34 protein-coding genes and 3 pseudogenes are annotated in these 22,800 nt (G+C 63.3%); 26 read left to right on the forward strand and 11 right to left on the reverse strand.

The window, feature by feature from the left end:
* Positions 1-269 precede the first annotated feature (269 nt).
* The 11 genes from BLU62_RS34215 to BLU62_RS01435 all read left to right on the forward strand — a co-directional run bounded on the left by BLU62_RS34215 (position 270) and on the right by BLU62_RS01435 (position 5,483).
* Positions 270-404: a hypothetical protein gene (locus BLU62_RS34215; protein ID WP_280141506.1), complete on the forward strand. Its 135-nt coding sequence runs from the start codon at positions 270-272 to the stop codon at positions 402-404.
* A gap of 298 nt (positions 405-702) precedes the next feature.
* Positions 703-1,164, forward strand: coding sequence for a Gp37-like protein (locus tag BLU62_RS01395; RefSeq protein WP_074848077.1), 462 nt, complete (start codon positions 703-705; stop codon positions 1,162-1,164).
* 118 nt (positions 1,165-1,282) lie between these two features.
* Complete coding sequence (locus BLU62_RS34680) at positions 1,283-2,128, forward strand: zinc-ribbon domain-containing protein (protein WP_074848078.1); 846 nt, start codon at positions 1,283-1,285, stop codon at positions 2,126-2,128.
* Positions 2,083-2,898, forward strand: a complete 816-nt coding sequence (locus BLU62_RS01405; protein WP_074848080.1) for a PDDEXK family nuclease — start codon at positions 2,083-2,085, stop codon at positions 2,896-2,898. Before BLU62_RS34680 ends, BLU62_RS01405 begins: the two co-directional genes overlap by 46 nt.
* 25 nt (positions 2,899-2,923) lie before the next feature.
* Positions 2,924-3,262 carry a phage gene 29 protein family protein gene (locus BLU62_RS33135; protein ID WP_139179933.1) on the forward strand — a complete coding sequence of 113 codons (339 nt, stop codon included), beginning with the start codon at positions 2,924-2,926 and terminating at the stop codon, positions 3,260-3,262.
* 203 nt (positions 3,263-3,465) lie between these two features.
* Complete coding sequence (locus BLU62_RS35040) at positions 3,466-3,765, forward strand: hypothetical protein (RefSeq protein WP_244278019.1); 300 nt, start codon at positions 3,466-3,468, stop codon at positions 3,763-3,765.
* Positions 3,687-3,944: a peptidoglycan recognition protein family protein gene (locus BLU62_RS33375; protein ID WP_244278020.1), complete on the forward strand. Its 258-nt coding sequence runs from the start codon at positions 3,687-3,689 to the stop codon at positions 3,942-3,944. Before BLU62_RS35040 ends, BLU62_RS33375 begins: the two co-directional genes overlap by 79 nt.
* A complete protein-coding gene (locus BLU62_RS33380) occupies positions 3,941-4,564 on the forward strand; it encodes an LGFP repeat-containing protein (protein WP_074848086.1) in 624 nt (207 codons plus the stop codon). Before BLU62_RS33375 ends, BLU62_RS33380 begins: the two co-directional genes overlap by 4 nt.
* A gap of 27 nt (positions 4,565-4,591) precedes the next feature.
* A complete protein-coding gene (locus BLU62_RS01425; protein ID WP_074847976.1) occupies positions 4,592-4,993 on the forward strand; it encodes a hypothetical protein in 402 nt (133 codons plus the stop codon).
* Positions 4,990-5,289 (forward strand): hypothetical protein, encoded by a 300-nt coding sequence (locus BLU62_RS01430; RefSeq protein WP_074847977.1) that lies wholly within the window; start codon positions 4,990-4,992, stop codon positions 5,287-5,289. The genes BLU62_RS01425 and BLU62_RS01430 overlap by 4 nt, the downstream gene beginning before the upstream one ends.
* Positions 5,289-5,483 carry a DUF7620 family protein gene (locus tag BLU62_RS01435; protein ID WP_074847979.1) on the forward strand — a complete coding sequence of 65 codons (195 nt, stop codon included), beginning with the start codon at positions 5,289-5,291 and terminating at the stop codon, positions 5,481-5,483. Before BLU62_RS01430 ends, BLU62_RS01435 begins: the two co-directional genes overlap by 1 nt.
* A gap of 389 nt (positions 5,484-5,872) precedes the next feature.
* Here BLU62_RS01435 and BLU62_RS01440 read toward each other — a convergent pair whose 3' ends face one another.
* The 11 genes and pseudogenes from BLU62_RS01440 to BLU62_RS01485 all read right to left on the reverse strand — a co-directional run bounded on the left by BLU62_RS01440 (position 5,873) and on the right by BLU62_RS01485 (position 12,832).
* A complete protein-coding gene (locus BLU62_RS01440) occupies positions 5,873-6,169 on the reverse strand; it encodes a putative phage holin (RefSeq protein ID WP_074848088.1) in 297 nt (98 codons plus the stop codon).
* Positions 6,170-6,242: 73 nt separating this feature from the next.
* Positions 6,243-6,437 (reverse strand): DUF7620 family protein, encoded by a 195-nt coding sequence (locus BLU62_RS01445; protein WP_074847979.1) that lies wholly within the window; start codon positions 6,435-6,437, stop codon positions 6,243-6,245.
* Complete coding sequence (locus tag BLU62_RS01450) at positions 6,437-6,736, reverse strand: hypothetical protein (protein ID WP_074847977.1); 300 nt, start codon at positions 6,734-6,736, stop codon at positions 6,437-6,439. Before BLU62_RS01450 ends, BLU62_RS01445 begins: the two co-directional genes overlap by 1 nt.
* The gene (locus tag BLU62_RS01455) at positions 6,733-7,134 is read right to left on the reverse strand and encodes a hypothetical protein (protein ID WP_074847976.1); all 402 of its coding nucleotides are present in this window, start codon (positions 7,132-7,134) and stop codon (positions 6,733-6,735) included. Before BLU62_RS01455 ends, BLU62_RS01450 begins: the two co-directional genes overlap by 4 nt.
* A gap of 27 nt (positions 7,135-7,161) precedes the next feature.
* The gene (locus tag BLU62_RS01460) at positions 7,162-8,262 is read right to left on the reverse strand and encodes a peptidoglycan recognition protein family protein (protein ID WP_074847974.1); all 1,101 of its coding nucleotides are present in this window, start codon (positions 8,260-8,262) and stop codon (positions 7,162-7,164) included.
* A 68-nt stretch (positions 8,263-8,330) separates the two neighbouring features.
* On the reverse strand, positions 8,331-8,807 hold the full coding sequence (locus BLU62_RS01465) for a phage gene 29 protein family protein (RefSeq protein ID WP_074848090.1): 477 nt from the start codon (positions 8,805-8,807) through the stop codon (positions 8,331-8,333).
* Positions 8,808-8,834: 27 nt separating this feature from the next.
* The gene (locus BLU62_RS33385) at positions 8,835-9,650 is read right to left on the reverse strand and encodes a PDDEXK family nuclease (RefSeq protein WP_074848080.1); all 816 of its coding nucleotides are present in this window, start codon (positions 9,648-9,650) and stop codon (positions 8,835-8,837) included.
* 45 nt (positions 9,651-9,695) lie between these two features.
* Positions 9,696-10,619 (reverse strand): annotated as a pseudogene (locus BLU62_RS34685) (zinc-ribbon domain-containing protein); the annotation flags it as partial.
* Positions 10,570-11,214: a Gp37-like protein gene (locus BLU62_RS32720; protein WP_483099054.1), complete on the reverse strand. Its 645-nt coding sequence runs from the start codon at positions 11,212-11,214 to the stop codon at positions 10,570-10,572. The pseudogene BLU62_RS34685 and the gene BLU62_RS32720, both read right to left, overlap by 50 nt.
* A complete protein-coding gene (locus BLU62_RS01480) occupies positions 11,139-12,275 on the reverse strand; it encodes a Gp37-like protein (RefSeq protein WP_074848094.1) in 1,137 nt (378 codons plus the stop codon). Before BLU62_RS01480 ends, BLU62_RS32720 begins: the two co-directional genes overlap by 76 nt.
* Complete coding sequence (locus BLU62_RS01485) at positions 12,272-12,832, reverse strand: hypothetical protein (RefSeq protein ID WP_074848095.1); 561 nt, start codon at positions 12,830-12,832, stop codon at positions 12,272-12,274. The genes BLU62_RS01480 and BLU62_RS01485 overlap by 4 nt, the downstream gene beginning before the upstream one ends.
* A 221-nt stretch (positions 12,833-13,053) precedes the next feature.
* On the opposite strand from BLU62_RS01485, the gene BLU62_RS01490 reads away from it, so the two are divergent.
* The 15 genes and pseudogenes from BLU62_RS01490 to BLU62_RS01550 all read left to right on the forward strand — a co-directional run bounded on the left by BLU62_RS01490 (position 13,054) and on the right by BLU62_RS01550 (position 22,713).
* Positions 13,054-13,878: a hypothetical protein gene (locus tag BLU62_RS01490; RefSeq protein WP_139179934.1), complete on the forward strand. Its 825-nt coding sequence runs from the start codon at positions 13,054-13,056 to the stop codon at positions 13,876-13,878.
* Entirely contained in the window at positions 13,826-14,962 is a 1,137-nt protein-coding gene (locus BLU62_RS01495; RefSeq protein ID WP_074848094.1) for a Gp37-like protein, read from the forward strand. Before BLU62_RS01490 ends, BLU62_RS01495 begins: the two co-directional genes overlap by 53 nt.
* On the forward strand, positions 14,887-15,531 hold the full coding sequence (locus BLU62_RS01500; RefSeq protein WP_483099054.1) for a Gp37-like protein: 645 nt from the start codon (positions 14,887-14,889) through the stop codon (positions 15,529-15,531). Before BLU62_RS01495 ends, BLU62_RS01500 begins: the two co-directional genes overlap by 76 nt.
* 118 nt (positions 15,532-15,649) lie before the next feature.
* Positions 15,650-16,405: pseudogene (locus tag BLU62_RS34690) on the forward strand (zinc-ribbon domain-containing protein); the annotation flags it as partial.
* 45 nt (positions 16,406-16,450) lie between these two features.
* Positions 16,451-17,266 (forward strand): PDDEXK family nuclease, encoded by an 816-nt coding sequence (locus BLU62_RS33390; protein WP_074848080.1) that lies wholly within the window; start codon positions 16,451-16,453, stop codon positions 17,264-17,266.
* A 27-nt stretch (positions 17,267-17,293) separates the two neighbouring features.
* Positions 17,294-17,770, forward strand: coding sequence for a phage gene 29 protein family protein (locus BLU62_RS01510; RefSeq protein WP_074848090.1), 477 nt, complete (start codon positions 17,294-17,296; stop codon positions 17,768-17,770).
* A gap of 68 nt (positions 17,771-17,838) precedes the next feature.
* On the forward strand, positions 17,839-18,138 hold the full coding sequence (locus BLU62_RS35045) for a hypothetical protein (protein ID WP_244278019.1): 300 nt from the start codon (positions 17,839-17,841) through the stop codon (positions 18,136-18,138).
* On the forward strand, positions 18,060-18,938 hold the full coding sequence (locus BLU62_RS01520; protein ID WP_244278021.1) for a peptidoglycan recognition protein family protein: 879 nt from the start codon (positions 18,060-18,062) through the stop codon (positions 18,936-18,938). Before BLU62_RS35045 ends, BLU62_RS01520 begins: the two co-directional genes overlap by 79 nt.
* 27 nt (positions 18,939-18,965) lie before the next feature.
* The gene (locus tag BLU62_RS01525; protein WP_074847976.1) at positions 18,966-19,367 is read left to right on the forward strand and encodes a hypothetical protein; all 402 of its coding nucleotides are present in this window, start codon (positions 18,966-18,968) and stop codon (positions 19,365-19,367) included.
* Complete coding sequence (locus BLU62_RS01530) at positions 19,364-19,663, forward strand: hypothetical protein (protein ID WP_074847977.1); 300 nt, start codon at positions 19,364-19,366, stop codon at positions 19,661-19,663. Before BLU62_RS01525 ends, BLU62_RS01530 begins: the two co-directional genes overlap by 4 nt.
* Entirely contained in the window at positions 19,663-19,857 is a 195-nt protein-coding gene (locus BLU62_RS01535; protein ID WP_074847979.1) for a DUF7620 family protein, read from the forward strand. Before BLU62_RS01530 ends, BLU62_RS01535 begins: the two co-directional genes overlap by 1 nt.
* Positions 19,857-20,228: a putative phage holin gene (locus BLU62_RS01540; RefSeq protein WP_074847981.1), complete on the forward strand. Its 372-nt coding sequence runs from the start codon at positions 19,857-19,859 to the stop codon at positions 20,226-20,228. Before BLU62_RS01535 ends, BLU62_RS01540 begins: the two co-directional genes overlap by 1 nt.
* Positions 20,229-20,315: 87 nt before the next feature.
* On the forward strand, positions 20,316-20,918 hold the full coding sequence (locus BLU62_RS01545; RefSeq protein WP_074848107.1) for a PE-PPE domain-containing protein: 603 nt from the start codon (positions 20,316-20,318) through the stop codon (positions 20,916-20,918).
* A 169-nt stretch (positions 20,919-21,087) separates the two neighbouring features.
* Positions 21,088-21,591 (forward strand): hypothetical protein, encoded by a 504-nt coding sequence (locus BLU62_RS32170; RefSeq protein WP_139179935.1) that lies wholly within the window; start codon positions 21,088-21,090, stop codon positions 21,589-21,591.
* Between the two features lie 41 nt (positions 21,592-21,632).
* A pseudogene (locus BLU62_RS01550) lies at positions 21,633-22,713 on the forward strand (IS630 family transposase).
* The last annotated feature ends 87 nt before the right edge of the window (positions 22,714-22,800 follow it).

Below are 22,800 nucleotides of genomic sequence, written 5' to 3' on the forward strand. Positions count from 1 at the left end.
AAACAGCGCTCCTGCTGCAGCTGTGGCGCATCAACTCGAGTATCTGGCAAATCCCAGACGACCCATGAACCCTCCACCTGGTTGGACGGGTTGGACATGTCGAACTGGGACATCGTCATCAAACCACCACCTTCCTCCAAGACATGGCCGCCGCACAACGTGGTCGCTGTTCATGTCCAGGTGGGGAAGTGGCATGACCGGCAGAGATGATCCTGAAGGACGCCGAACTGTCCGTGTCACCCGCCGCTACCGCAAAGGCGACCCGAACCATGGCCAGGAGCTTTCTCACCGGAATCAAGGACGGAGCCTTGGTCGTCGACATCGTCGACAAATCCGGCCACATGGAAGGCGCAGCCAACGGCGGCACCATCTTCGACGGCTTCACCGCACCATCCGCCAACTGATCGGCGACTTCATCGAAGACGCCGAAACCGAGCTGACGGGGCACCACCTGGCCGTCAAAGTTCTACCAAGACATGTTCGGCACCCCCAAAGGCTTCCGTTCGTCCACTTCCCGCAGACTCCGGCATCGAAACCGAATTCACCACAACACATCCAAGGCGTCATCATCAACGCCGGCGGACAATCAGCCCCGAGTGAACGAACTCATCAGCGCTGGCATCCAGACGGTCGCGACCTCGTCACATCCAACCTGAATATCGCGGCTACGGAATTGGCGCGCAAGGTGGCGCCATCGATGCGGTGTTGAAGCCGTTTTATACGGACACGGTGTTGGCGTGGATTTCGGTGAAGTTGCCTCATCGGATTGCGCAGTCCGGTCGTCGCATTACAAGGAGTATCACCTTGACCTGCCGGGAAGGCGTACACGCTGTCGTCGGTGATGGCGATTCGTGCGGGATTGTGGCGACGGCGCGGAAGAAGAACGCCAAGGTGAAGGTGACGGCGTTGACTCCGTATGTGGTGGGTTGGCCTGGGTATGGCCACCTCTACAAGGGTGATCGTGGTTCGTTTGAGGTGGCTGGTGATACGCGCCGTGAGATTCATGTTGAGCGGGTGATGTCGGCGAAGTTGGAGTGGTCGGCGGATCATTTTGCGCAGTGGGAACTCGAGTTTGGTCCGCGTGAGGATGAGGACCCGATGACTCGTTTGATGCGTGAGATTGCTGGTTTGGCGACTGCTGCGTCGGAGCTCGGCCTGTTCTAACGGAAACTTTCGGATAGCAGGTTATCCTGTTGGGGTGGCGAATAAGCGAGCACCACTAGCCCCAGAGCATGTAGCCGAATGGCGGATCGATCTCAACGACGGGAGAGGGCACCTCGAGGTGCCGGCCAGCCAGTCGGGGTGGTGGGAGTGCCGTTCCTGCGGGAATCTGTGGCAGGAGTCGCAGTCGTCTCGGCGGTTGCGGAAGTGGTGCCGCAAGTGTGCTGGTAAGCAGGGCGCTGAGGTTAACCGCGGCAACGCGGCCACGGCATCCCGGATCGCTGTCCACCTGCAAGGTGAGTGGATCGACGAGAAGCCGCACACTTCGGTGTCGGCGAAGTCGAACTACAAAGCAGCGTGGCGGTGTGGAACGTGTGGGCATGAGTGGCGGGCGACGGTGAAGAACCGGAGCAACGGCTCAGGATGCCCACGGTGTTACCGGCTCTCAGATAAGACCGGTGCGGCGTCCGCACGGTCACGGGCCGCTGCCAAGTCAGATCCACTATCGGACTATCCGATCGCCGCCTGGTGGTCAGATCGCAACCCGCACACCCCGGAGGGAGTGAGCCGCGGCTCCGCGGAACCGGCATGGTGGAACTGCTCCACCTGCGGGACGGAGTTCTCGCGAACGCCGAAAGGAATCCGGGGCGAGGCGGTGCAATGCGAGGCTTGCTCGTACACACACCGCGGCACCAGCTATGCAGCGAACGCAGCAACCGCCAATCCGCTCAGCGAGGAGCTACGCGGACAGCTCGTGGACCCCGCCCTTGGTGTCACGTCGGCGGGGTCGAACACGAAGTTGCAGTGGGTGTGCGCTGACGGGCACATGTGGTGGGCTGCACCGAAGGACCGAGGGCGGGCAACGGGTGTCCCGCTTGTGCGAAGCACATTTCTCGAGCCGAAATCGAGGTCGCCGACTTTGTGCGGACGCTCACCGGCGACGTGGTCACCAGCACGCGGTCGGTGATCGCACCCAACGAACTCGACATCTACATCCCGTCGAAGAACATCGCGGTCGAGTTCAACGGCCTGTACTGGCATTCGGAGGACGCCGGGAAGGACCGCCACTACCACCAGCGGAAGTGGCAGCGGTGCGCCGACAAGGGCATCCAGATGGTGACTGTGTGGGAAGACGACTGGCGTGACCGCCGGGACATCTGCCAACGCATGATCGCCCGCAAGCTGGGCGTGTCTCAGGAACGCCGGCTGAATGCGCGCAGTCTCACCGTGACCGCGGTAGATCGGGTGGAGGTCCGCGACTTCCTCGAGGCCAACCACATTCAGGGTGCGACCGCAATGAGTGAAGCGTTCGGTTTGCGCGATGGTGGCGAGTTGGTCGCGGTGATGTGCATGAAGTGGCGCACCAAGACTGAGGTGGAGTTGGTGCGGTTCGCCACCTCGGTGATCGTGCGGGGTGGGCATTCGCGGCTGCTGAAGCACGCTGTCGCTGCGATGCAACCACAACGGGTGGTGACATTCGCCGACCACGCCGTCTCTGACGGAGGCCTGTACGAGCAGTGCGGTTTCATCAAAGATGGCGAGCTGCGACCGGATTACACCTACTACTTCCGTGGCGAACGGGTGCACAAGTTCCTGTTCCGCCTGAAGCGGTTCCGCAACGACCCAAACCTGTTGTGGGACGAGTCGTGGACCGAGCAGCAGGCCGCGGCGGAGAACAAGATCCCGCGGATCTGGGATTACGGAAAGACCCGTTACGTACTAGACATTCCCGGGTAGGGCTTGGCCCCCGGAGAGGGGCACAGTGTCTTTCAAGCAGTGGGCTGACATGTCCGATGAGGAACGTGAAGCCGAAGCGCAGGCGGTGTCGGTGTTGTTTATCGGCCTGCCTGGTGTGGTGGGTGCCCCGCTGGTGATGGGACCCGACTATTGGGTGGATGTTGCCCGCCATCTGGTGGAGTGCGGTGTCCGGCTGGTGGCGGATTCGATCAAGCACTATGAACCGGGGACAGCTTGGAGGCGTCGAAGGCTGCGGGGAAGTGGTGTTACGACTCGCATGAGCCGGATGAAACGTATGAGCAGCGGATCGCCCGGCTGGCTGATGAGGAGCATCAGAACTATCTGGCGAAGGTGGAGGAGATGAAGGCCCGCCAGGCGAATACGCAGGAGCGGGTGGTGCAGGCAGAGGCTGTGGCGTTCGCCGCGGAGGTGAAGCGCCGCAAGGCGGATGGAACGTTCGACGGTTCCCGCACGCCGGCATCAACCCGAAGCTCTCTAACCCAACAGAACTTTTCACCCTGCACCCGTTCGGGTGTGGGGATTCACCCATGCCCACAGGAGGCAATTATGGCTGATCCCGTTTGGCTTCCCGACGTGCTGCGCGCCGAGGGCCTGAAGGTTGACATCTATCCCGGCGCGTTCGAACGCGGGCACGGCGACTTCGGCACTATCTGGGGTCCGTTCATGCACCACACCGGCTCGTTCGGCGAGACGCCGCGGGTATCGCGCAGCACTCGTCTCTCGGGCTCGCGTCGCAACTCCACCTCGCGCCGAACGGTGTTGTCACGCTGTGCGGCGTCGGCGTCGCATGGCACGCGGGCACCGGCTCGTGGCCGGGCATCCCCGCGAACAACGGCAACGCCGTGACGATCGGCATCGAGGCCGCACACAACGGCACCGCGGCATGGTCGGAGGCCCAGTACGGCGCATACCTGAAGGTCGTCCGGGCCATCAACAAGCGCCTCGGCAACCCGTGGAACAAGGTCGTCGCGCACAAGGAGTACGGCGCGATCCAGGGCAAGTGGGACCCGGGAACCTCGACATGAAGCTGTTCCGTCAGCGGCTCCTCCAGGCACCGGATAAGCCGCTCGTGGTCATGAACATGATCGAGCTCGAGGCCAAGGAGAATCCGTGGGTCGGCGTCCGTAAGGCGAAGCCCGGCGCCGGGGGTGAGCGCAAGGTCGGCCGCGACGGTAAGGGCCGGTTCGTCGAGTACGAGAACGCGCACATCTACTTTCACCCGGCGACCGGCGCGCACGCCATCCCGCACGGCGGCCTGTTCGAGGCGTACGCCGAGCGCAAGTGGGAGACCGGCGAACTCGGCTTCCCGGTGCGCGACTTCACCAAGCTCGCCGACGGCGCAGTCATGGCGTTCCAGGGTGGCGTGCTCTACCGCAAGGACGGCAAGGACCACCACGTCGTGAAGGGCGTCATCGGCCAGCGCTGGGCGCTCGAGGGCTACGAGAAGGGCCCGCTCGGCTGGCCGACGTCGGACGAGATCTCGAACGGCACGGGCGGCAAGCGTCAGGCGTTCGAGCACGGCGTCCTCGAGTGGGACCCCTCAGGCGCGGTGAAGAAGATCGGCGACGCCGCGAAGGATCTCACTCTCGTCAACGCGGCCGGCATCCCGCTGGCCGTCGAAGCAGTCGACCTCATCGCGGCCTGAGCCGCACCCACAGAAGGAGTTCTCGTCATGTCTGTACCCACCCCTCGTCTTGTCCTCGGCCGCGAGCCCGCCGCCTGGACCTCCCTCGTCTCAGCCATCCTGGTTCTGCTGACCACGTTCGGGTTCAACATCCCCACCGAGACTCAGGGCGTGTTCATGGCCGCGGTCAACGCGGTGCTCGGTCTGCTCGTGGTGATCTCGGTGAAGGAGAGCGTGTACCCGGCGCTCGTCGCGGTCGTTCAGACCGCGGTGCCGCTGGTCGTTGCGTTCGGCTTGAACCTCAGCGAGCAGCAACAGGGCGCCATCCTCGCGGTCTCCACGATTGCTCTCGGATTCCTGTTCACCCGCCCGCAGGTCACACCGAAGGTGTTGGCAGGTATTGAGCTTCCCGCTGACGGCGTCGAGCGCGAAGTCAACCTCGGCCGATGACCGTGACCTCGAGCGCCAGCGCTTGGATGAACCCCGCCGCGCTGAGTGACATCGGCGTGGTGGGGGTCGTCGTCGGCATGGCGCTCGTGCTCGGTATCGCCTTCGCCCGTGGCTGGATCGTATGGGGATCGGAGATCTCGATCTACAAGACCGCGGCCGAGCGCGACGCCAAGACCATCGCCGACCTCCTCGAGACCAACGCGCGCAACGCGCAGACGATGGCCGAGTGGAATGTCGCCGGCCAGCTCATCGCGAGCCAGTCGAAGGCACTGCGAGAGAGCTTGGAGTCCAACTGATGTGGGGATTCAAGACCAAGGGGGCGAGCGCGCACGAAGTTGATGCGCGCTCGAAGCGAAACGCGCGATCGGCCGAAGAAGCCCGGTCCGAAAGCGCACGGCTCGCCGAACGGGCGCGGCCGGTACAGCGGGAGCTTCGTGACCAGTTGGAACGCAACCACTGGGCCGAGCTGATCTTCGGAAGGCTGAACTAGTGGAGCTGATATGATAGCCGACTGGGCACTTGTGGCGGTGCTCAGCGCAGTCGGCATAGGGCCGACCGCGTCGTGAGCGATCCGGGATGCCGCTGGCGTGACGTCGCGACGCCGAGCAAGGCAGCGCCGCGCGACCACTGCCGCCGCGCCCACGTGCCGCGACGACCACGAGTTCGCGGGATTCGGTGACAGCTCGATCCAACGCTGCCGCGCCGATCGCTTTCGACTCCTCATACGACAGGTCGCCCATGCCGGTCGCCGGGCCGAAGTCGGCCGGGTACGGCACATACGTGAACTTCACCTTGCGGGGGTCGAGCGCGCGGCGCAGCGCCTCCGACGCGGGGGAGCCGCCGCGGGTGCCCAAGTTCCGTCGACCCAGAGAAGTTCGATCATGACCGTCCTGCCCACCATGCTCGGATCTCGTCGCGCCACACTTGCCATGGCCGGCGGAAGTCGCCTGCCGCCCAACGGTCACGGCGGGTCTTGTACTGCAACACCAGCAGCATCACCAGGAGCGCGAGCATCATCACGGCGCCACCCGAGTACAGGATGAATCGAATCCACGCCCGCCCCGGATAGTCAGTACCCGCCCACACTGACGCCGAGATCTGGAGAAAGACCAGCGACATCAGGGTCGACTTGCCTAGGTAGATGAGTGACACCGCTCCTTCCACCAGTACTGCCATGCGGCGTAGCAGATGGTGTAGACGGTGGCCAGCACGGCGAGCACCACAAGTGCCCAGTCGGCTATCAGCTCCACTAGTTCAGCCTTCCGAAGATCAGCTCGGCCCAGTGGTTGCGTTCCAACTGGTCACGAAGCTCCCGCTGTACCGGCCGCGCCCGTTCGGCGAGCCGTGCGCTTTCGGACCGGGCTTCTTCGGCCGATCGCGCGTTTCGCTTCGAGCGCGCATCAACTTCGTGCGCGCTCGCCCCCTTGGTCTTGAATCCCCACATCAGTTGGACTCCAAGCTCTCTCGCAGTGCCTTCGACTGGCTCGCGATGAGCTGGCCGGCGACATTCCACTCGGCCATCGTCTGCGCGTTGCGCGCGTTGGTCTCGAGGAGGTCGGCGATGGTCTTGGCGTCGCGCTCGGCCGCGGTCTTGTAGATCGAGATCTCCGATCCCCATACGATCCAGCCACGGGCGAAGGCGATACCGAGCACGAGCGCCATGCCGACGACGACCCCCACCACGCCGATGTCACTCAGCGCGGCGGGGTTCATCCAAGCGCTGGCGCTCGAGGTCACGGTCATCGGCCGAGGTTGACTTCGCGCTCGACGCCGTCAGCGGGAAGCTCAATACCTGCCAACACCTTCGGTGTGACCTGCGGGCGGGTGAACAGGAATCCGAGAGCAATCGTGGAGACCGCGAGGATGGCGCCCTGTTGCTGCTCGCTGAGGTTCAAGCCGAACGCAACGACCAGCGGCACCGCGGTCTGAACGACCGCGACGAGCGCCGGGTACACGCTCTCCTTCACCGAGATCACCACGAGCAGACCGAGCACCGCGTTGACCGCGGCCATGAACACGCCCTGAGTCTCGGTGGGGATGTTGAACCCGAACGTGGTCAGCAGAACCAGGATGGCTGAGACGAGGGAGGTCCAGGCGGCGGGCTCGCGGCCGAGGACAAGACGAGGGGTGGGTACAGACATGACGAGAACTCCTTCTGTGGGTGCGGCTCAGGCCGCGATGAGGTCGACTGCTTCGACGGCCAGCGGGATGCCGGCCGCGTTGACGAGAGTGAGATCCTTCGCGGCGTCGCCGATCTTCTTCACCGCGCCTGAGGGGTCCCACTCGAGGACGCCGTGCTCGAACGCCTGACGCTTGCCGCCCGTGCCGTTCGAGATCTCGTCCGACGTCGGCCAGCCGAGCGGGCCCTTCTCGTAGCCCTCGAGCGCCCAGCGCTGGCCGATGACGCCCTTCACGACGTGGTGGTCCTTGCCGTCCTTGCGGTAGAGCACGCCACCCTGGAACGCCATGACTGCGCCGTCGGCGAGCTTGGTGAAGTCGCGCACCGGGAAGCCGAGTTCGCCGGTCTCCCACTTGCGCTCGGCGTACGCCTCGAACAGGCCGCCGTGCGGGATGGCGTGCGCGCCGGTCGCCGGGTGAAAGTAGATGTGCGCGTTCTCGTACTCGACGAACCGGCCCTTACCGTCGCGGCCGACCTTGCGCTCACCCCCGGCGCCGGGCTTCGCCTTACGGACGCCGACCCACGGATTCTCCTTGGCCTCGAGCTCGATCATGTTCATGACCACGAGCGGCTTATCCGGTGCCTGGAGGAGCCGCTGACGGAACAGCTTCATGTCGAGGTTCCCGGGGTCCCACTTGCCCTGGATCGCGCCGTACTCCTTGTGCGCGACGACCTTGTTCCACGGGTTGCCGAGGCGCTTGTTGATGGCCCGGACGACCTTCAGGTATGCGCCGTACTGGGCCTCCGACCATGCCGCGGTGCCGTTGTGTGCGGCCTCGATGCCGATCGTCACGGCGTTGCCGTTGTTCGCGGGGATGCCCGGCCACGAGCCGGTGCCCGCGTGCCATGCGACGCCGACGCCGCACAGCGTGACAACACCGTTCGGCGCGAGGTGGAGTTGCGACGCGAGCCCGAGAGACGAGTGCTGCGCGATACCCCGCGGCGTCTCGCCGAACGAGCCGGTGTGGTGCATGAACGGACCCCAGATAGTGCCGAAGTCGCCGTGCCCGCGTTCGAACGCGCCGGGATAGATGTCAACCTTCAGGCCCTCGGCGCGCAGCACGTCGGGAAGCCAAACGGGATCAGCCATAATTGCCTCCTGTGGGCATGGGTGAATCCCCACACCCGAACGGGTGCAGGGTGAAAAGTTCTGTTGGGTTAGAGAGCTTCGGGGTTGATGCCGGCGTGCGGGGAACCGTCGAACGTTCCATCCGCCTTGCGGCGCTTCACCTCCGCGGCGAACGCCACAGCCTCTGCCTGCACCACCCGCTCCTGCGTATTCGCCTGGCGGGCCTTCATCTCCTCCACCTTCGCCAGATAGTTCTGATGCTCCTCATCAGCCAGCCGGGCGATCCGCTGCTCATACGTTTCATCCGGCTCATGCGAGTCGTAACACCACTTCCCCGCAGCCTTCGACGCCTCCAAGCTGTCCCCCGGTTCATAGTGCTTGATCGAATCCGCCACCAGCCGGACACCGCACTCCACCAGATGGCGGGCAACATCCACCCAATAGTCGGGTCCCATCACCAGCGGGGCACCCACCACACCAGGCAGGCCGATAAACAACACCGACACCGCCTGCGCTTCGGCTTCACGTTCCTCATCGGACATGTCAGCCCACTGCTTGAAAGACACTGTGCCCCCTCTCCGGGGGGCCAAGCCCTACCCGGGAATGTCTAGTACGTAACGGGTCTTTCCGTAATCCCAGATCCGCGGGATCTTGTTCTCCGCCGCGGCCTGCTGCTCGGTCCACGACTCGTCCCACAACAGGTTTGGGTCGTTGCGGAACCGCTTCAGGCGGAACAGGAACTTGTGCACCCGTTCGCCACGGAAGTAGTAGGTGTAATCCGGTCGCAGCTCGCCATCTTTGATGAAACCGCACTGCTCGTACAGGCCTCCGTCAGAGACGGCGTGGTCGGCGAATGTCACCACCCGTTGTGGTTGCATCGCAGCGACAGCGTGCTTCAGCAGCCGCGAATGCCCACCCCGCACGATCACCGAGGTGGCGAACCGCACCAACTCCACCTCAGTCTTGGTGCGCCACTTCATGCACATCACCGCGACCAACTCGCCACCATCGCGCAAACCGAACGCTTCACTCATTGCGGTCGCACCCTGAATGTGGTTGGCCTCGAGGAAGTCGCGGACCTCCACCCGATCTACCGCGGTCACGGTGAGACTGCGCGCATTCAGCCGGCGTTCCTGAGACACGCCCAGCTTGCGGGCGATCATGCGTTGGCAGATGTCCCGGCGGTCACGCCAGTCGTCTTCCCACACAGTCACCATCTGGATGCCCTTGTCGGCGCACCGCTGCCACTTCCGCTGGTGGTAGTGGCGGTCCTTCCCGGCGTCCTCCGAATGCCAGTACAGGCCGTTGAACTCGACCGCGATGTTCTTCGACGGGATGTAGATGTCGAGTTCGTTGGGTGCGATCACCGACCGCGTGCTGGTGACCACGTCGCCGGTGAGCGTCCGCACAAAGTCGGCGACCTCGATTTCGGCTCGAGAAATGTGCTTCGCACAAGCGGGACACCCGTTGCCCCGCCCTCGGTCCTTCGGTGCAGCCCACCACATGTGCCCGTCAGCGCACACCCACTGCAACTTCGTGTTCGACCCCGCCGACGTGACACCAAGGGCGGGGTCCACGAGCTGTCCGCGTAGCTCCTCGCTGAGCGGATTGGCGGTTGCTGCGTTCGCTGCATAGCTGGTGCCGCGGTGTGTGTACGAGCAAGCCTCGCATTGCACCGCCTCGCCCCGGATTCCTTTCGGCGTTCGCGAGAACTCCGTCCCGCAGGTGGAGCAGTTCCACCATGCCGGTTCCGCGGAGCCGCGGCTCACTCCCTCCGGGGTGTGCGGGTTGCGATCTGACCACCAGGCGGCGATCGGATAGTCCGATAGTGGATCTGACTTGGCAGCGGCCCGTGACCGTGCGGACGCCGCACCGGTCTTATCTGAGAGCCGGTAACACCGTGGGCATCCTGAGCCGTTGCTCCGGTTCTTCACCGTCGCCCGCCACTCATGCCCACACGTTCCACACCGCCACGCTGCTTTGTAGTTCGACTTCGCCGACACCGAAGTGTGCGGCTTCTCGTCGATCCACTCACCTTGCAGGTGGACAGCGATCCGGGATGCCGTGGCCGCGTTGCCGCGGTTAACCTCAGCGCCCTGCTTACCAGCACACTTGCGGCACCACTTCCGCAACCGCCGAGACGACTGCGACTCCTGCCACAGATTCCCGCAGGAACGGCACTCCCACCACCCCGACTGGCTGGCCGGCACCTCGAGGTGCCCTCTCCCGTCGTTGAGATCGATCCGCCATTCGGCTACATGCTCTGGGGCTAGTGGTGCTCGCTTATTCGCCACCCCAACAGGATAACCTGCTATCCGAAAGTTTCCGTTAGAACAGGCCGAGCTCCGACGCAGCAGTCGCCAAACCAGCAATCTCACGCATCAAACGAGTCATCGGGTCCTCATCCTCACGCGGACCAAACTCGAGTTCCCACTGCGCAAAATGATCCGCCGACCACTCCAACTTCGCCGACATCACCCGCTCAACATGAATCTCACGGCGCGTATCACCAGCCACCTCAAACGAACCACGATCACCCTTGTAGAGGTGGCCATACCCAGGCCAACCCACCACATACGGAGTCAACGCCGTCACCTTCACCTTGGCGTTCTTCTTCCGCGCCGTCGCCACAATCCCCGCACGAATCGCCATCACCGACGACAGCGTGTACGCCTTCCCCGGCAGGTCAAGGTGATACTCCTTGTAATGCGACGACCCGGACTGCGCAATCCGATGAGGCAACTTCACCGAAATCCACGCCAACACCGTGTCCGTATAAAACGGCTTCAACACCGCATCGATGGCGCCACCTTGCGCGCCAATTCCGTAGCCGCCGATATTCAGGTTGGATGTGACGAGGTCGCCGACCGTCTGGATGCCAGCGCTGATGAGTTCGTTCACTCCGGGGGCTGATTGTCCGCCGGCGTTGATGATGACGCCCTTGGATGGTGTTGTGGTGAATTCGGTTTCGATGCCGGAGTCTGCGGGGAAGTGGACGAACGGGAAGCCTTTGGGGGTGCCGAACATGTCTTGGTAGAACTTTGACGGCCAGGTGGGTGCCCCGTCAGCTCGGTTTCGGCGTCTTCGATGAAGTCGCCGATCAGTTGGCGGATGGTGCGGGTGAAGCCGTCGAAGATGGTGCCGCCGTTGGCTGCGCCTTCCATGTGGCCGGATTTGTCGACGATGTCGACGACCAAGGCTCCGTCCTTGATTCCGGTGAGGAAAGCTCCTGGCCATGGTTCGGGGTCGCCTTTGCGGTAGCGGCGGGTGACCACGGACAGTTCGGCGTCCTTCAGGATCATCTCTGCCCGGTCATGCCACTTCCCCCACCTGGACATGAACAGCGACCACGTTGTGCCGGCGGCCATGTCTTGGAGGAAGGTGGTGGGTTTGATGACGATGTCCCAGTTCGACATGTCCAACCCGTCCAACCAGGTGGAGGGGTTCATGGGGTCGTCTGGGATTTGCCAGATACTCGAGTTGATGCGCCACAGCTGCAGCAGGAGCGCTGTTTTCAGCACCCAGATGGAGGGTCCGGCCAACAGGAAGATGCGGGGGAACTGGAAGATGGCGGGCAGGAACGGATTCGACCAGACGTCGATCCACTTCAGGTTTTCGTAGTCGGTGAGGAATGTGACGTGCAGCATCCGCTGCCCCATCCCATCCTTCTTCACCGTCTTCTCGTCATAGCGGCCCGTGACACGGATACCGTTGTGTTCCACATCGATGTGGAAGAACTCGCCCTCACCACGCTTGATGCGGCCGATGTCGTCGTTCATCCACTGCGCCACCGGATGCTCGAATGGGATCGACAGGGTGATGGAGCCGGTGTCGTTTTCCTTGTCCTCCACCGCCAGGTCAGCAACCTCCAATAGGAGGTGCTGTAGCCGTTGGTGGCCGTCGAAAATGAACACCCCCGGCTGGGTGCGTTGCATCTTCGCCAGACGGCGTTCCTCCGCCGCCGTAACCTCCCAGATCGCTTCACACTTCTCCTGAAGCGTCAGGGTGTCGTAGTCGATTACAGGTGCAGTCATGACAGTCCCGGCATCTCAAGTCCGACAGGGCGAGTCCACAGACGCGGCTGATGCAGCTCAGCCCGGGCACCACCCGCAGGGGCGTTGGTGTAGGAGATCGGCAACAAGGTGGGCGGCGTGTATGGGGGGATGTCGTGAATGATCCACTGCCCGTTCATCCGCCCGAGGAAGTTGGAGCCGGTGAACGTCATCGCATGCAGCTTGCGGCGTTCCCGGGTGATCCGCACACCCTGATCGCTCGATGTGATCTCGGGTAGGGCGACCGTCCGCGCCGCGTACGGACCTGACGGGGCGCGCTGCCCCCGCTTGCCACGCCACGACGGATCAGGCAACGTCCACTTCCCGCGCGTCAACACCCACGTCTGCCGCAACGGAGTGTCCGTCGGATTCGACACCAGAATCGTCCCCGACCCCGACGTCCCCGAACCCTCAAACACCGTCACCTCTTTGCCGGAATCCCACAACGGCATCGGCGCCCGCAACTCATACGTGATGTCATAAAACTGCTGCGTGTACGGGTCACGCTGGTCTTCAACTCGGGAGCTCCGAAGCTGCATCGTCAAACGACGCTCACCCGACTCCGACCCCCCTCAACCTGAGTGTGAAAGTTGGCATCCCACTCATCCGGCTGGGCTGCGAAATCCATACGGAAATCAGACTCAAGACGCCCGATCTCGTCTCATCCGACGCATCGTTACATGAGATATTGTTCAGTGAGGGTGGGGTGGAAGGTCTCATCGATTCTCCCGTGGAAACGCAGTGGGTGGAGGACACGGAGATGGGTGTCGTGTTCGGTGGGGTGCGGTATCTGCCCCGCGACATGACCCTCGGTTTCTATGTGTCGGATGCGTTGTCGGATGAGACGGAGATCGGGCGTCTTGAGTCTGATTTCCGTATGGATTTCGCAGCCCAGCCGGATGAGTGGGATGCCAACTTTCAGCACACTCAGGTTGAGGTGGGGTCGGATCTGTCGGGTGAGCGTCGTTTGACGATGCAGCTTCGGGAAGCTCCCGAGTTGAAGACCCAGCGTGACCCGTACACGCAGCAGTTTTATGACATCACGTATGAGTTGCGGGCGCCGATGCCGTTGTGGGATTCCGGCAAAGAGGTGACGGTGTTTGAGGGTTCGGGGACGTCGGGGTCGGGGACGATTCTGGTGTCGAATCCGACGGACACTCCGTTGCGGCAGACGTGGGTGTTGACGCGCGGGAAGTGGACGTTGCCTGATCCGTCGTGGCGTGGCAAGCGGGGGCAGCGCGCCCCGTCAGGTCCGTACGCGGCGCGGACGGTCGCCCTACCCGAGATCACATCGAGCGATCAGGGTGTGCGGATCACCCGGGAACGCCGCAAGCTGCATGCGATGACGTTCACCGGCTCCAACTTCCTCGGGCGGATGAACGGGCAGTGGATCATTCACGACATCCCCCATACACGCCGCCCACCTTGTTGCCGATCTCCTACACCAACGCCCCTGCGGGTGGTGCCCGGGCTGAGCTGCATCAGCCGCGTCTGTGGACTCGCCCTGTCGGACTTGAGATGCCGGGACTGTCATGACTGCACCTGTAATCGACTACGACACCCTGACGCTTCAGGAGAAGTGTGAAGCGATCTGGGAGGTTACGGCGGCGGAGGAACGCCGTCTGGCGAAGATGCAACGCACCCAGCCGGGGGTGTTCATTTTCGACGGCCACCAACGGCTACAGCACCTCCTATTGGAGGTTGCTGACCTGGCGGTGGAGGACAAGGAAAACGACACCGGCTCCATCACCCTGTCGATCCCATTCGAGCATCCGGTGGCGCAGTGGATGAACGACGACATCGGCCGCATCAAGCGTGGTGAGGGCGAGTTCTTCCACATCGATGTGGAACACAACGGTATCCGTGTCACGGGCCGCTATGACGAGAAGACGGTGAAGAAGGATGGGATGGGGCAGCGGATGCTGCACGTCACATTCCTCACCGACTACGAAAACCTGAAGTGGATCGACGTCTGGTCGAATCCGTTCCTGCCCGCCATCTTCCAGTTCCCCCGCATCTTCCTGTTGGCCGGACCCTCCATCTGGGTGCTGAAAACAGCGCTCCTGCTGCAGCTGTGGCGCATCAACTCGAGTATCTGGCAAATCCCAGACGACCCCATGAACCCCTCCACCTGGTTGGACGGGTTGGACATGTCGAACTGGGACATCGTCATCAAACCCACCACCTTCCTCCAAGACATGGCCGCCGGCACAACGTGGTCGCTGTTCATGTCCAGGTGGGGGAAGTGGCATGACCGGGCAGAGATGATCCTGAAGGACGCCGAACTGTCCGTGGTCACCCGCCGCTACCGCAAAGGCGACCCCGAACCATGGCCAGGAGCTTTCCTCACCGGAATCAAGGACGGAGCCTTGGTCGTCGACATCGTCGACAAATCCGGCCACATGGAAGGCGCAGCCAACGGCGGCACCATCTTCGACGGCTTCACCCGCACCATCCGCCAACTGATCGGCGACTTCATCGAAGACGCCGAAACCGAGCTGACGGGGCACCCACCTGGCCGTCAAAGTTCTACCAAGACATGTTCGGCACCCCCAAAGGCTTCCCGTTCGTCCACTTCCCCGCAGACTCCGGCATCGAAACCGAATTCACCACAACACCATCCAAGGGCGTCATCATCAACGCCGGCGGACAATCAGCCCCCGGAGTGAACGAACTCATCAGCGCTGGCATCCAGACGGTCGGCGACCTCGTCACATCCAACCTGAATATCGGCGGCTACGGAATTGGCGCGCAAGGTGGCGCCATCGATGCGGTGTTGAAGCCGTTTTATACGGACACGGTGTTGGCGTGGATTTCGGTGAAGTTGCCTCATCGGATTGCGCAGTCCGGGTCGTCGCATTACAAGGAGTATCACCTTGACCTGCCGGGGAAGGCGTACACGCTGTCGTCGGTGATGGCGATTCGTGCGGGGATTGTGGCGACGGCGCGGAAGAAGAACGCCAAGGTGAAGGTGACGGCGTTGACTCCGTATGTGGTGGGTTGGCCTGGGTATGGCCACCTCTACAAGGGTGATCGTGGTTCGTTTGAGGTGGCTGGTGATACGCGCCGTGAGATTCATGTTGAGCGGGTGATGTCGGCGAAGTTGGAGTGGTCGGCGGATCATTTTGCGCAGTGGGAACTCGAGTTTGGTCCGCGTGAGGATGAGGACCCGATGACTCGTTTGATGCGTGAGATTGCTGGTTTGGCGACTGCTGCGTCGGAGCTCGGCCTGTTCTAACGGAAACTTTCGGATAGCAGGTTATCCTGTTGGGGTGGCGAATAAGCGAGCACCACTAGCCCCAGAGCATGTAGCCGAATGGCGGATCGATCTCAACGACGGGAGAGGGCACCTCGAGGTGCCGGCCAGCCAGTCGGGGTGGTGGGAGTGCCGTTCCTGCGGGAATCTGTGGCAGGAGTCGCAGTCGTCTCGGCGGTTGCGGAAGTGGTGCCGCAAGTGTGCTGGTAAGCAGGGCGCTGAGGTTAACCGCGGCAACGCGGCCACGGCATCCCGGATCGCTGTCCACCTGCAAGGTGAGTGGATCGACGAGAAGCCGCACACTTCGGTGTCGGCGAAGTCGAACTACAAAGCAGCGTGGCGGTGTGGAACGTGTGGGCATGAGTGGCGGGCGACGGTGAAGAACCGGAGCAACGGCTCAGGATGCCCACGGTGTTACCGGCTCTCAGATAAGACCGGTGCGGCGTCCGCACGGTCACGGGCCGCTGCCAAGTCAGATCCACTATCGGACTATCCGATCGCCGCCTGGTGGTCAGATCGCAACCCGCACACCCCGGAGGGAGTGAGCCGCGGCTCCGCGGAACCGGCATGGTGGAACTGCTCCACCTGCGGGACGGAGTTCTCGCGAACGCCGAAAGGAATCCGGGGCGAGGCGGTGCAATGCGAGGCTTGCTCGTACACACACCGCGGCACCAGCTATGCAGCGAACGCAGCAACCGCCAATCCGCTCAGCGAGGAGCTACGCGGACAGCTCGTGGACCCCGCCCTTGGTGTCACGTCGGCGGGGTCGAACACGAAGTTGCAGTGGGTGTGCGCTGACGGGCACATGTGGTGGGCTGCACCGAAGGACCGAGGGCGGGGCAACGGGTGTCCCGCTTGTGCGAAGCACATTTCTCGAGCCGAAATCGAGGTCGCCGACTTTGTGCGGACGCTCACCGGCGACGTGGTCACCAGCACGCGGTCGGTGATCGCACCCAACGAACTCGACATCTACATCCCGTCGAAGAACATCGCGGTCGAGTTCAACGGCCTGTACTGGCATTCGGAGGACGCCGGGAAGGACCGCCACTACCACCAGCGGAAGTGGCAGCGGTGCGCCGACAAGGGCATCCAGATGGTGACTGTGTGGGAAGACGACTGGCGTGACCGCCGGGACATCTGCCAACGCATGATCGCCCGCAAGCTGGGCGTGTCTCAGGAACGCCGGCTGAATGCGCGCAGTCTCACCGTGACCGCGGTAGATCGGGTGGAGGTCCGCGACTTCCTCGAGGCCAACCACATTCAGGGTGCGACCGCAATGAGTGAAGCGTTCGGTTTGCGCGATGGTGGCGAGTTGGTCGCGGTGATGTGCATGAAGTGGCGCACCAAGACTGAGGTGGAGTTGGTGCGGTTCGCCACCTCGGTGATCGTGCGGGGTGGGCATTCGCGGCTGCTGAAGCACGCTGTCGCTGCGATGCAACCACAACGGGTGGTGACATTCGCCGACCACGCCGTCTCTGACGGAGGCCTGTACGAGCAGTGCGGTTTCATCAAAGATGGCGAGCTGCGACCGGATTACACCTACTACTTCCGTGGCGAACGGGTGCACAAGTTCCTGTTCCGCCTGAAGCGGTTCCGCAACGACCCAAACCTGTTGTGGGACGAGTCGTGGACCGAGCAGCAGGCCGCGGCGGAGAACAAGATCCCGCGGATCTGGGATTACGGAAAGACCCGTTACGTACTAGACATTCCCGGGTAGGGCTTGGCCCCCCGGAGAGGGGGCACAGTGTCTTTCAAGCAGTGGGCTGACATGTCCGATGAGGAACGTGAAGCCGAAGCGCAGGCGGTGTCGGTGTTGTTTATCGGCCTGCCTGGTGTGGTGGGTGCCCCGCTGGTGATGGGACCCGACTATTGGGTGGATGTTGCCCGCCATCTGGTGGAGTGCGGTGTCCGGCTGGTGGCGGATTCGATCAAGCACTATGAACCGGGGGACAGCTTGGAGGCGTCGAAGGCTGCGGGGAAGTGGTGTTACGACTCGCATGAGCCGGATGAAACGTATGAGCAGCGGATCGCCCGGCTGGCTGATGAGGAGCATCAGAACTATCTGGCGAAGGTGGAGGAGATGAAGGCCCGCCAGGCGAATACGCAGGAGCGGGTGGTGCAGGCAGAGGCTGTGGCGTTCGCCGCGGAGGTGAAGCGCCGCAAGGCGGATGGAACGTTCGACGGTTCCCCGCACGCCGGCATCAACCCCGAAGCTCTCTAACCCAACAGAACTTTTCACCCTGCACCCGTTCGGGTGTGGGGATTCACCCATGCCCACAGGAGGCAATTATGGCTGATCCCGTTTGGCTTCCCGACGTGCTGCGCGCCGAGGGCCTGAAGGTTGACATCTATCCCGGCGCGTTCGAACGCGGGCACGGCGACTTCGGCACTATCTGGGGTCCGTTCATGCACCACACCGGCTCGTTCGGCGAGACGCCGCGGGTATCGCGCAGCACTCGTCTCTCGGGCTCGCGTCGCAACTCCACCTCGCGCCGAACGGTGTTGTCACGCTGTGCGGCGTCGGCGTCGCATGGCACGCGGGCACCGGCTCGTGGCCGGGCATCCCCGCGAACAACGGCAACGCCGTGACGATCGGCATCGAGGCCGCACACAACGGCACCGCGGCATGGTCGGAGGCCCAGTACGGCGCATACCTGAAGGTCGTCCGGGCCATCAACAAGCGCCTCGGCAACCCGTGGAACAAGGTCGTCGCGCACAAGGAGTACGGCGCGATCCAGGGCAAGTGGGACCCCGGGAACCTCGACATGAAGCTGTTCCGTCAGCGGCTCCTCCAGGCACCGGATAAGCCGCTCGTGGTCATGAACATGATCGAGCTCGAGGCCAAGGAGAATCCGTGGGTCGGCGTCCGTAAGGCGAAGCCCGGCGCCGGGGGTGAGCGCAAGGTCGGCCGCGACGGTAAGGGCCGGTTCGTCGAGTACGAGAACGCGCACATCTACTTTCACCCGGCGACCGGCGCGCACGCCATCCCGCACGGCGGCCTGTTCGAGGCGTACGCCGAGCGCAAGTGGGAGACCGGCGAACTCGGCTTCCCGGTGCGCGACTTCACCAAGCTCGCCGACGGCGCAGTCATGGCGTTCCAGGGTGGCGTGCTCTACCGCAAGGACGGCAAGGACCACCACGTCGTGAAGGGCGTCATCGGCCAGCGCTGGGCGCTCGAGGGCTACGAGAAGGGCCCGCTCGGCTGGCCGACGTCGGACGAGATCTCGAACGGCACGGGCGGCAAGCGTCAGGCGTTCGAGCACGGCGTCCTCGAGTGGGACCCCTCAGGCGCGGTGAAGAAGATCGGCGACGCCGCGAAGGATCTCACTCTCGTCAACGCGGCCGGCATCCCGCTGGCCGTCGAAGCAGTCGACCTCATCGCGGCCTGAGCCGCACCCACAGAAGGAGTTCTCGTCATGTCTGTACCCACCCCTCGTCTTGTCCTCGGCCGCGAGCCCGCCGCCTGGACCTCCCTCGTCTCAGCCATCCTGGTTCTGCTGACCACGTTCGGGTTCAACATCCCCACCGAGACTCAGGGCGTGTTCATGGCCGCGGTCAACGCGGTGCTCGGTCTGCTCGTGGTGATCTCGGTGAAGGAGAGCGTGTACCCGGCGCTCGTCGCGGTCGTTCAGACCGCGGTGCCGCTGGTCGTTGCGTTCGGCTTGAACCTCAGCGAGCAGCAACAGGGCGCCATCCTCGCGGTCTCCACGATTGCTCTCGGATTCCTGTTCACCCGCCCGCAGGTCACACCGAAGGTGTTGGCAGGTATTGAGCTTCCCGCTGACGGCGTCGAGCGCGAAGTCAACCTCGGCCGATGACCGTGACCTCGAGCGCCAGCGCTTGGATGAACCCCGCCGCGCTGAGTGACATCGGCGTGGTGGGGGTCGTCGTCGGCATGGCGCTCGTGCTCGGTATCGCCTTCGCCCGTGGCTGGATCGTATGGGGATCGGAGATCTCGATCTACAAGACCGCGGCCGAGCGCGACGCCAAGACCATCGCCGACCTCCTCGAGACCAACGCGCGCAACGCGCAGACGATGGCCGAGTGGAATGTCGCCGGCCAGCTCATCGCGAGCCAGTCGAAGGCACTGCGAGAGAGCTTGGAGTCCAACTGATGTGGGGATTCAAGACCAAGGGGGCGAGCGCGCACGAAGTTGATGCGCGCTCGAAGCGAAACGCGCGATCGGCCGAAGAAGCCCGGTCCGAAAGCGCACGGCTCGCCGAACGGGCGCGGCCGGTACAGCGGGAGCTTCGTGACCAGTTGGAACGCAACCACTGGGCCGAGCTGATCTTCGGAAGGCTGAACTAGTGGAGCTGATAGCCGACTGGGCACTTGTGGTGCTCGCCGTGCTGGCCACCGTCTACACCATCTGCTACGCCGCATGGCAGTACTGGTGGAAGGAGCGGGTGTCACTCATCTACCTAGGCAAGTCGACCCTGATGTCGCTGGTCTTTCTCCAGATCTCGGCGTCAGTGTGGGCGGGTACTGACTATCCGGGGCGGGCGTGGATTCGATTCATCCTGTACTCGGGTGGCGCCGTGATGATGCTCGCGCTCCTGGTGATGCTGCTGGTGTTGCAGTACAAGACCCGCCGTGACCGTTGGGCGGCAGGCGACTTCCGCCGGCCATGGCAAGTGTGGCGCGACGAGATCCGAGCATGGTGGGCAGGACGGTCATGATCGAACTTCTCTGGGTCGACGGAACTTGGGCACCCGCGGCGGCTCCCCCGCGTCGGAGGCGCTGCGCCGCGCGCTCGACCCCGCAAGGTGAAGTTCACGTATGTGCCGTACCCGGCCGACTTCGGCCCGGCGACCGGCATGGGCGACCTGTCGTATGAGGAGTCGAAAGCGATCGGCGCGGCAGCGTTGGATCGAGCTGTCACCGAATCCCGCGAACTCGTGGTCGTCGGCGGCTACAGTGCGGGCGCGGCGGTCGCAGTGAAGTACGCGCGCGACATCCTGCCTCGGCGGCCTCGCCATCAGGTGCTCGCCGTCGCGACGCTGGGCGACCCGCACACGCCGGTGCATCACGGCCGGTCCGGGATCGCCGGGGCGCTGCACGTCCCGCGGCCTCGGTTCACCGAGTGGGCGCCGGGTGATCCGATCGCCGACCTGCCGCTAGGTTCACCGCTGCGCACGGTCGCCGACCTAACCGGGTGGATGTCGGTGCGCACACCCGAGGCCGCCCGCGCCTGGGCGTTCAAGACCGCTGAACGTCTGGCGGTGGCGCAGCCGTGGTGGAATCCGTTCCGCTGGCCCGATTTCGCGCGTGCGGGGGAGGACATCCGCAACTATCTCGGCACTGCGCATTCCACGGACTACGACGGTGGTGGCCACGCTAAGCGGTTGGCCCGCATGATCGAAGGGTGAGTTAGCCATTACAGCTCCAGATCAGCCCGGTGCTGGTGTACCGGGCAAATACTTCCTGCCCGCGAACCGCCCGAACGGTGCCACGTCAGGCCTGTCGCAGTTCGCGAATGCGGATCAGGCGTTCTGGGATGACTACGCGTACAACCAGTTCAATCCGAAGTTTAAGCATATGGGTGAGCCGGTTGATGTGATCCGGTTGTTGGCTCATGCGGCGACGGCGAACATTGCGTCGATCATCAACGGCATTTTCAATGGCTGGTTTGGTGGCGGTTCGGTTGGTGATCCGCAAGAGGTTCAGTACACGATCCAGGCCATCGCTGACGCCGTCCTCAACGGCTACAACGTGGAAACCAAGGTCACGTCGGGTACGTGGACGAAACCTGAAAACATCACCGAACTGATCGTGGGTCTCATCGGATGTGGGAAGAACGGTTCGGACGGCACCTCCAGTACCACCACCGCGCAGCTGGCGGCCTCGGCGGTGGATACATTTTCCAGCAACTCGACCCCGAATCAGTGGATTCGAGTACGCCTTACGTCGTTGGCACGAATGGCAATCCGTCCAGTTTCGGCACCCATATCACCACGACCCCAGGGCAGGGTGGGATCTCGACATCGTTCGGCTATTCACCCACCACATCCCTGCCGGGGAACGGCGGCGGTGGTGGTCTAGTGTCCTGAGTCATTAATTGTCATTCGGTTGATAGACTGGGAATGGCAACCCGGGGTCCGCGAGCAGTGGATATTGTTCTGACCGATGACGAGCGCCGTGAGCTCGAAGGGTGGCGCGTCGGCGAACGACGGCCTCGGGTTTGCGATGCGATCACGAATCGTTCTCGCTGCCGAGATGGCGGTCGAATACGAAGTGGCACAACGACTCGGCTCAACCGAGGTACCGTGCGGCGATGGCGAGGCCGGTTCGTCGAGCACCGCTGCGAGGGTTGCTCGACGAACCCGGCCCGGGCGACCTCGAACCGTCGGCGACGAGCAGATCAAAGACCTGATCACCGCAACTCTCGAGACCACTCCGAAGAATGCGACACACTGTCGACTCGGTCGATGGCTGAGCATCTCGACATGTCGCAGTCAACTGTTTCGCGTGTATGGAGAGCGTTCGGATTGGCTCCACACAAACAGGATTCGTGGAAGCTGTCGAAAGATCCCATGTTCACCGAAAAGGTCCGCGACGTCGTCGGCTCTACATGAACCACCCGAACGTGCCTGGTGTCCTGCGTTGACGAGAAGACCCAGATCCAAGCGCTCGATTCGCACCCAGCCGATCTTTCCCATGCTCCCGGGCACCCCGCAACGGGCCAGCCACGACTACGTGCGCAACGGCACCTCCAGCCTGTACGCGGCGTTGGACATCGCGTCGGGCAAAGTCATCGGTTCGCTTCACTCACGGCATCGCGCAACGGAATTCATCGGATTCCTCCGCAAGATCGACGCCGAGGTACCCGACGAGCTCGACGTCCACCTGGTCATGGACAATGCCTCCACCCACAAGACACCCGCGGTCAAGCGATGGCTGACCGCGCACCCGCGGTTTGTTGTCCACTTCACCCCCACCAGCTCATCCTGGATGAACCTCGTCGAACGCTGGTTCGCCGAACTGACCACCAAGAAACTCCAACGCTCCACCCACCGCACCGTACGAGCACTCAATGCCGACATCAGAGCGTGGATCGAGACCTGGAACGACAACCCCCGCCCCTACGTGTGGGTCAAGACCGCTGACCAGATCCTCGACTCCATCGCCCACTACTGCACACGAATTAATGACTCAGGACACTAGCAGACTCCGGCACGAATGGTTTGGCGGGCGGGTCAACGCCTCTCGGCGCTGGTGGGACTGCGGGGCAGGTGCGCCTAGCGGTAACGG

Origin of the sequence: Gordonia westfalica, assembly GCF_900105725.1 — a bacterium.
Taxonomy (GTDB): domain Bacteria; phylum Actinomycetota; class Actinomycetes; order Mycobacteriales; family Mycobacteriaceae; genus Gordonia; species Gordonia westfalica.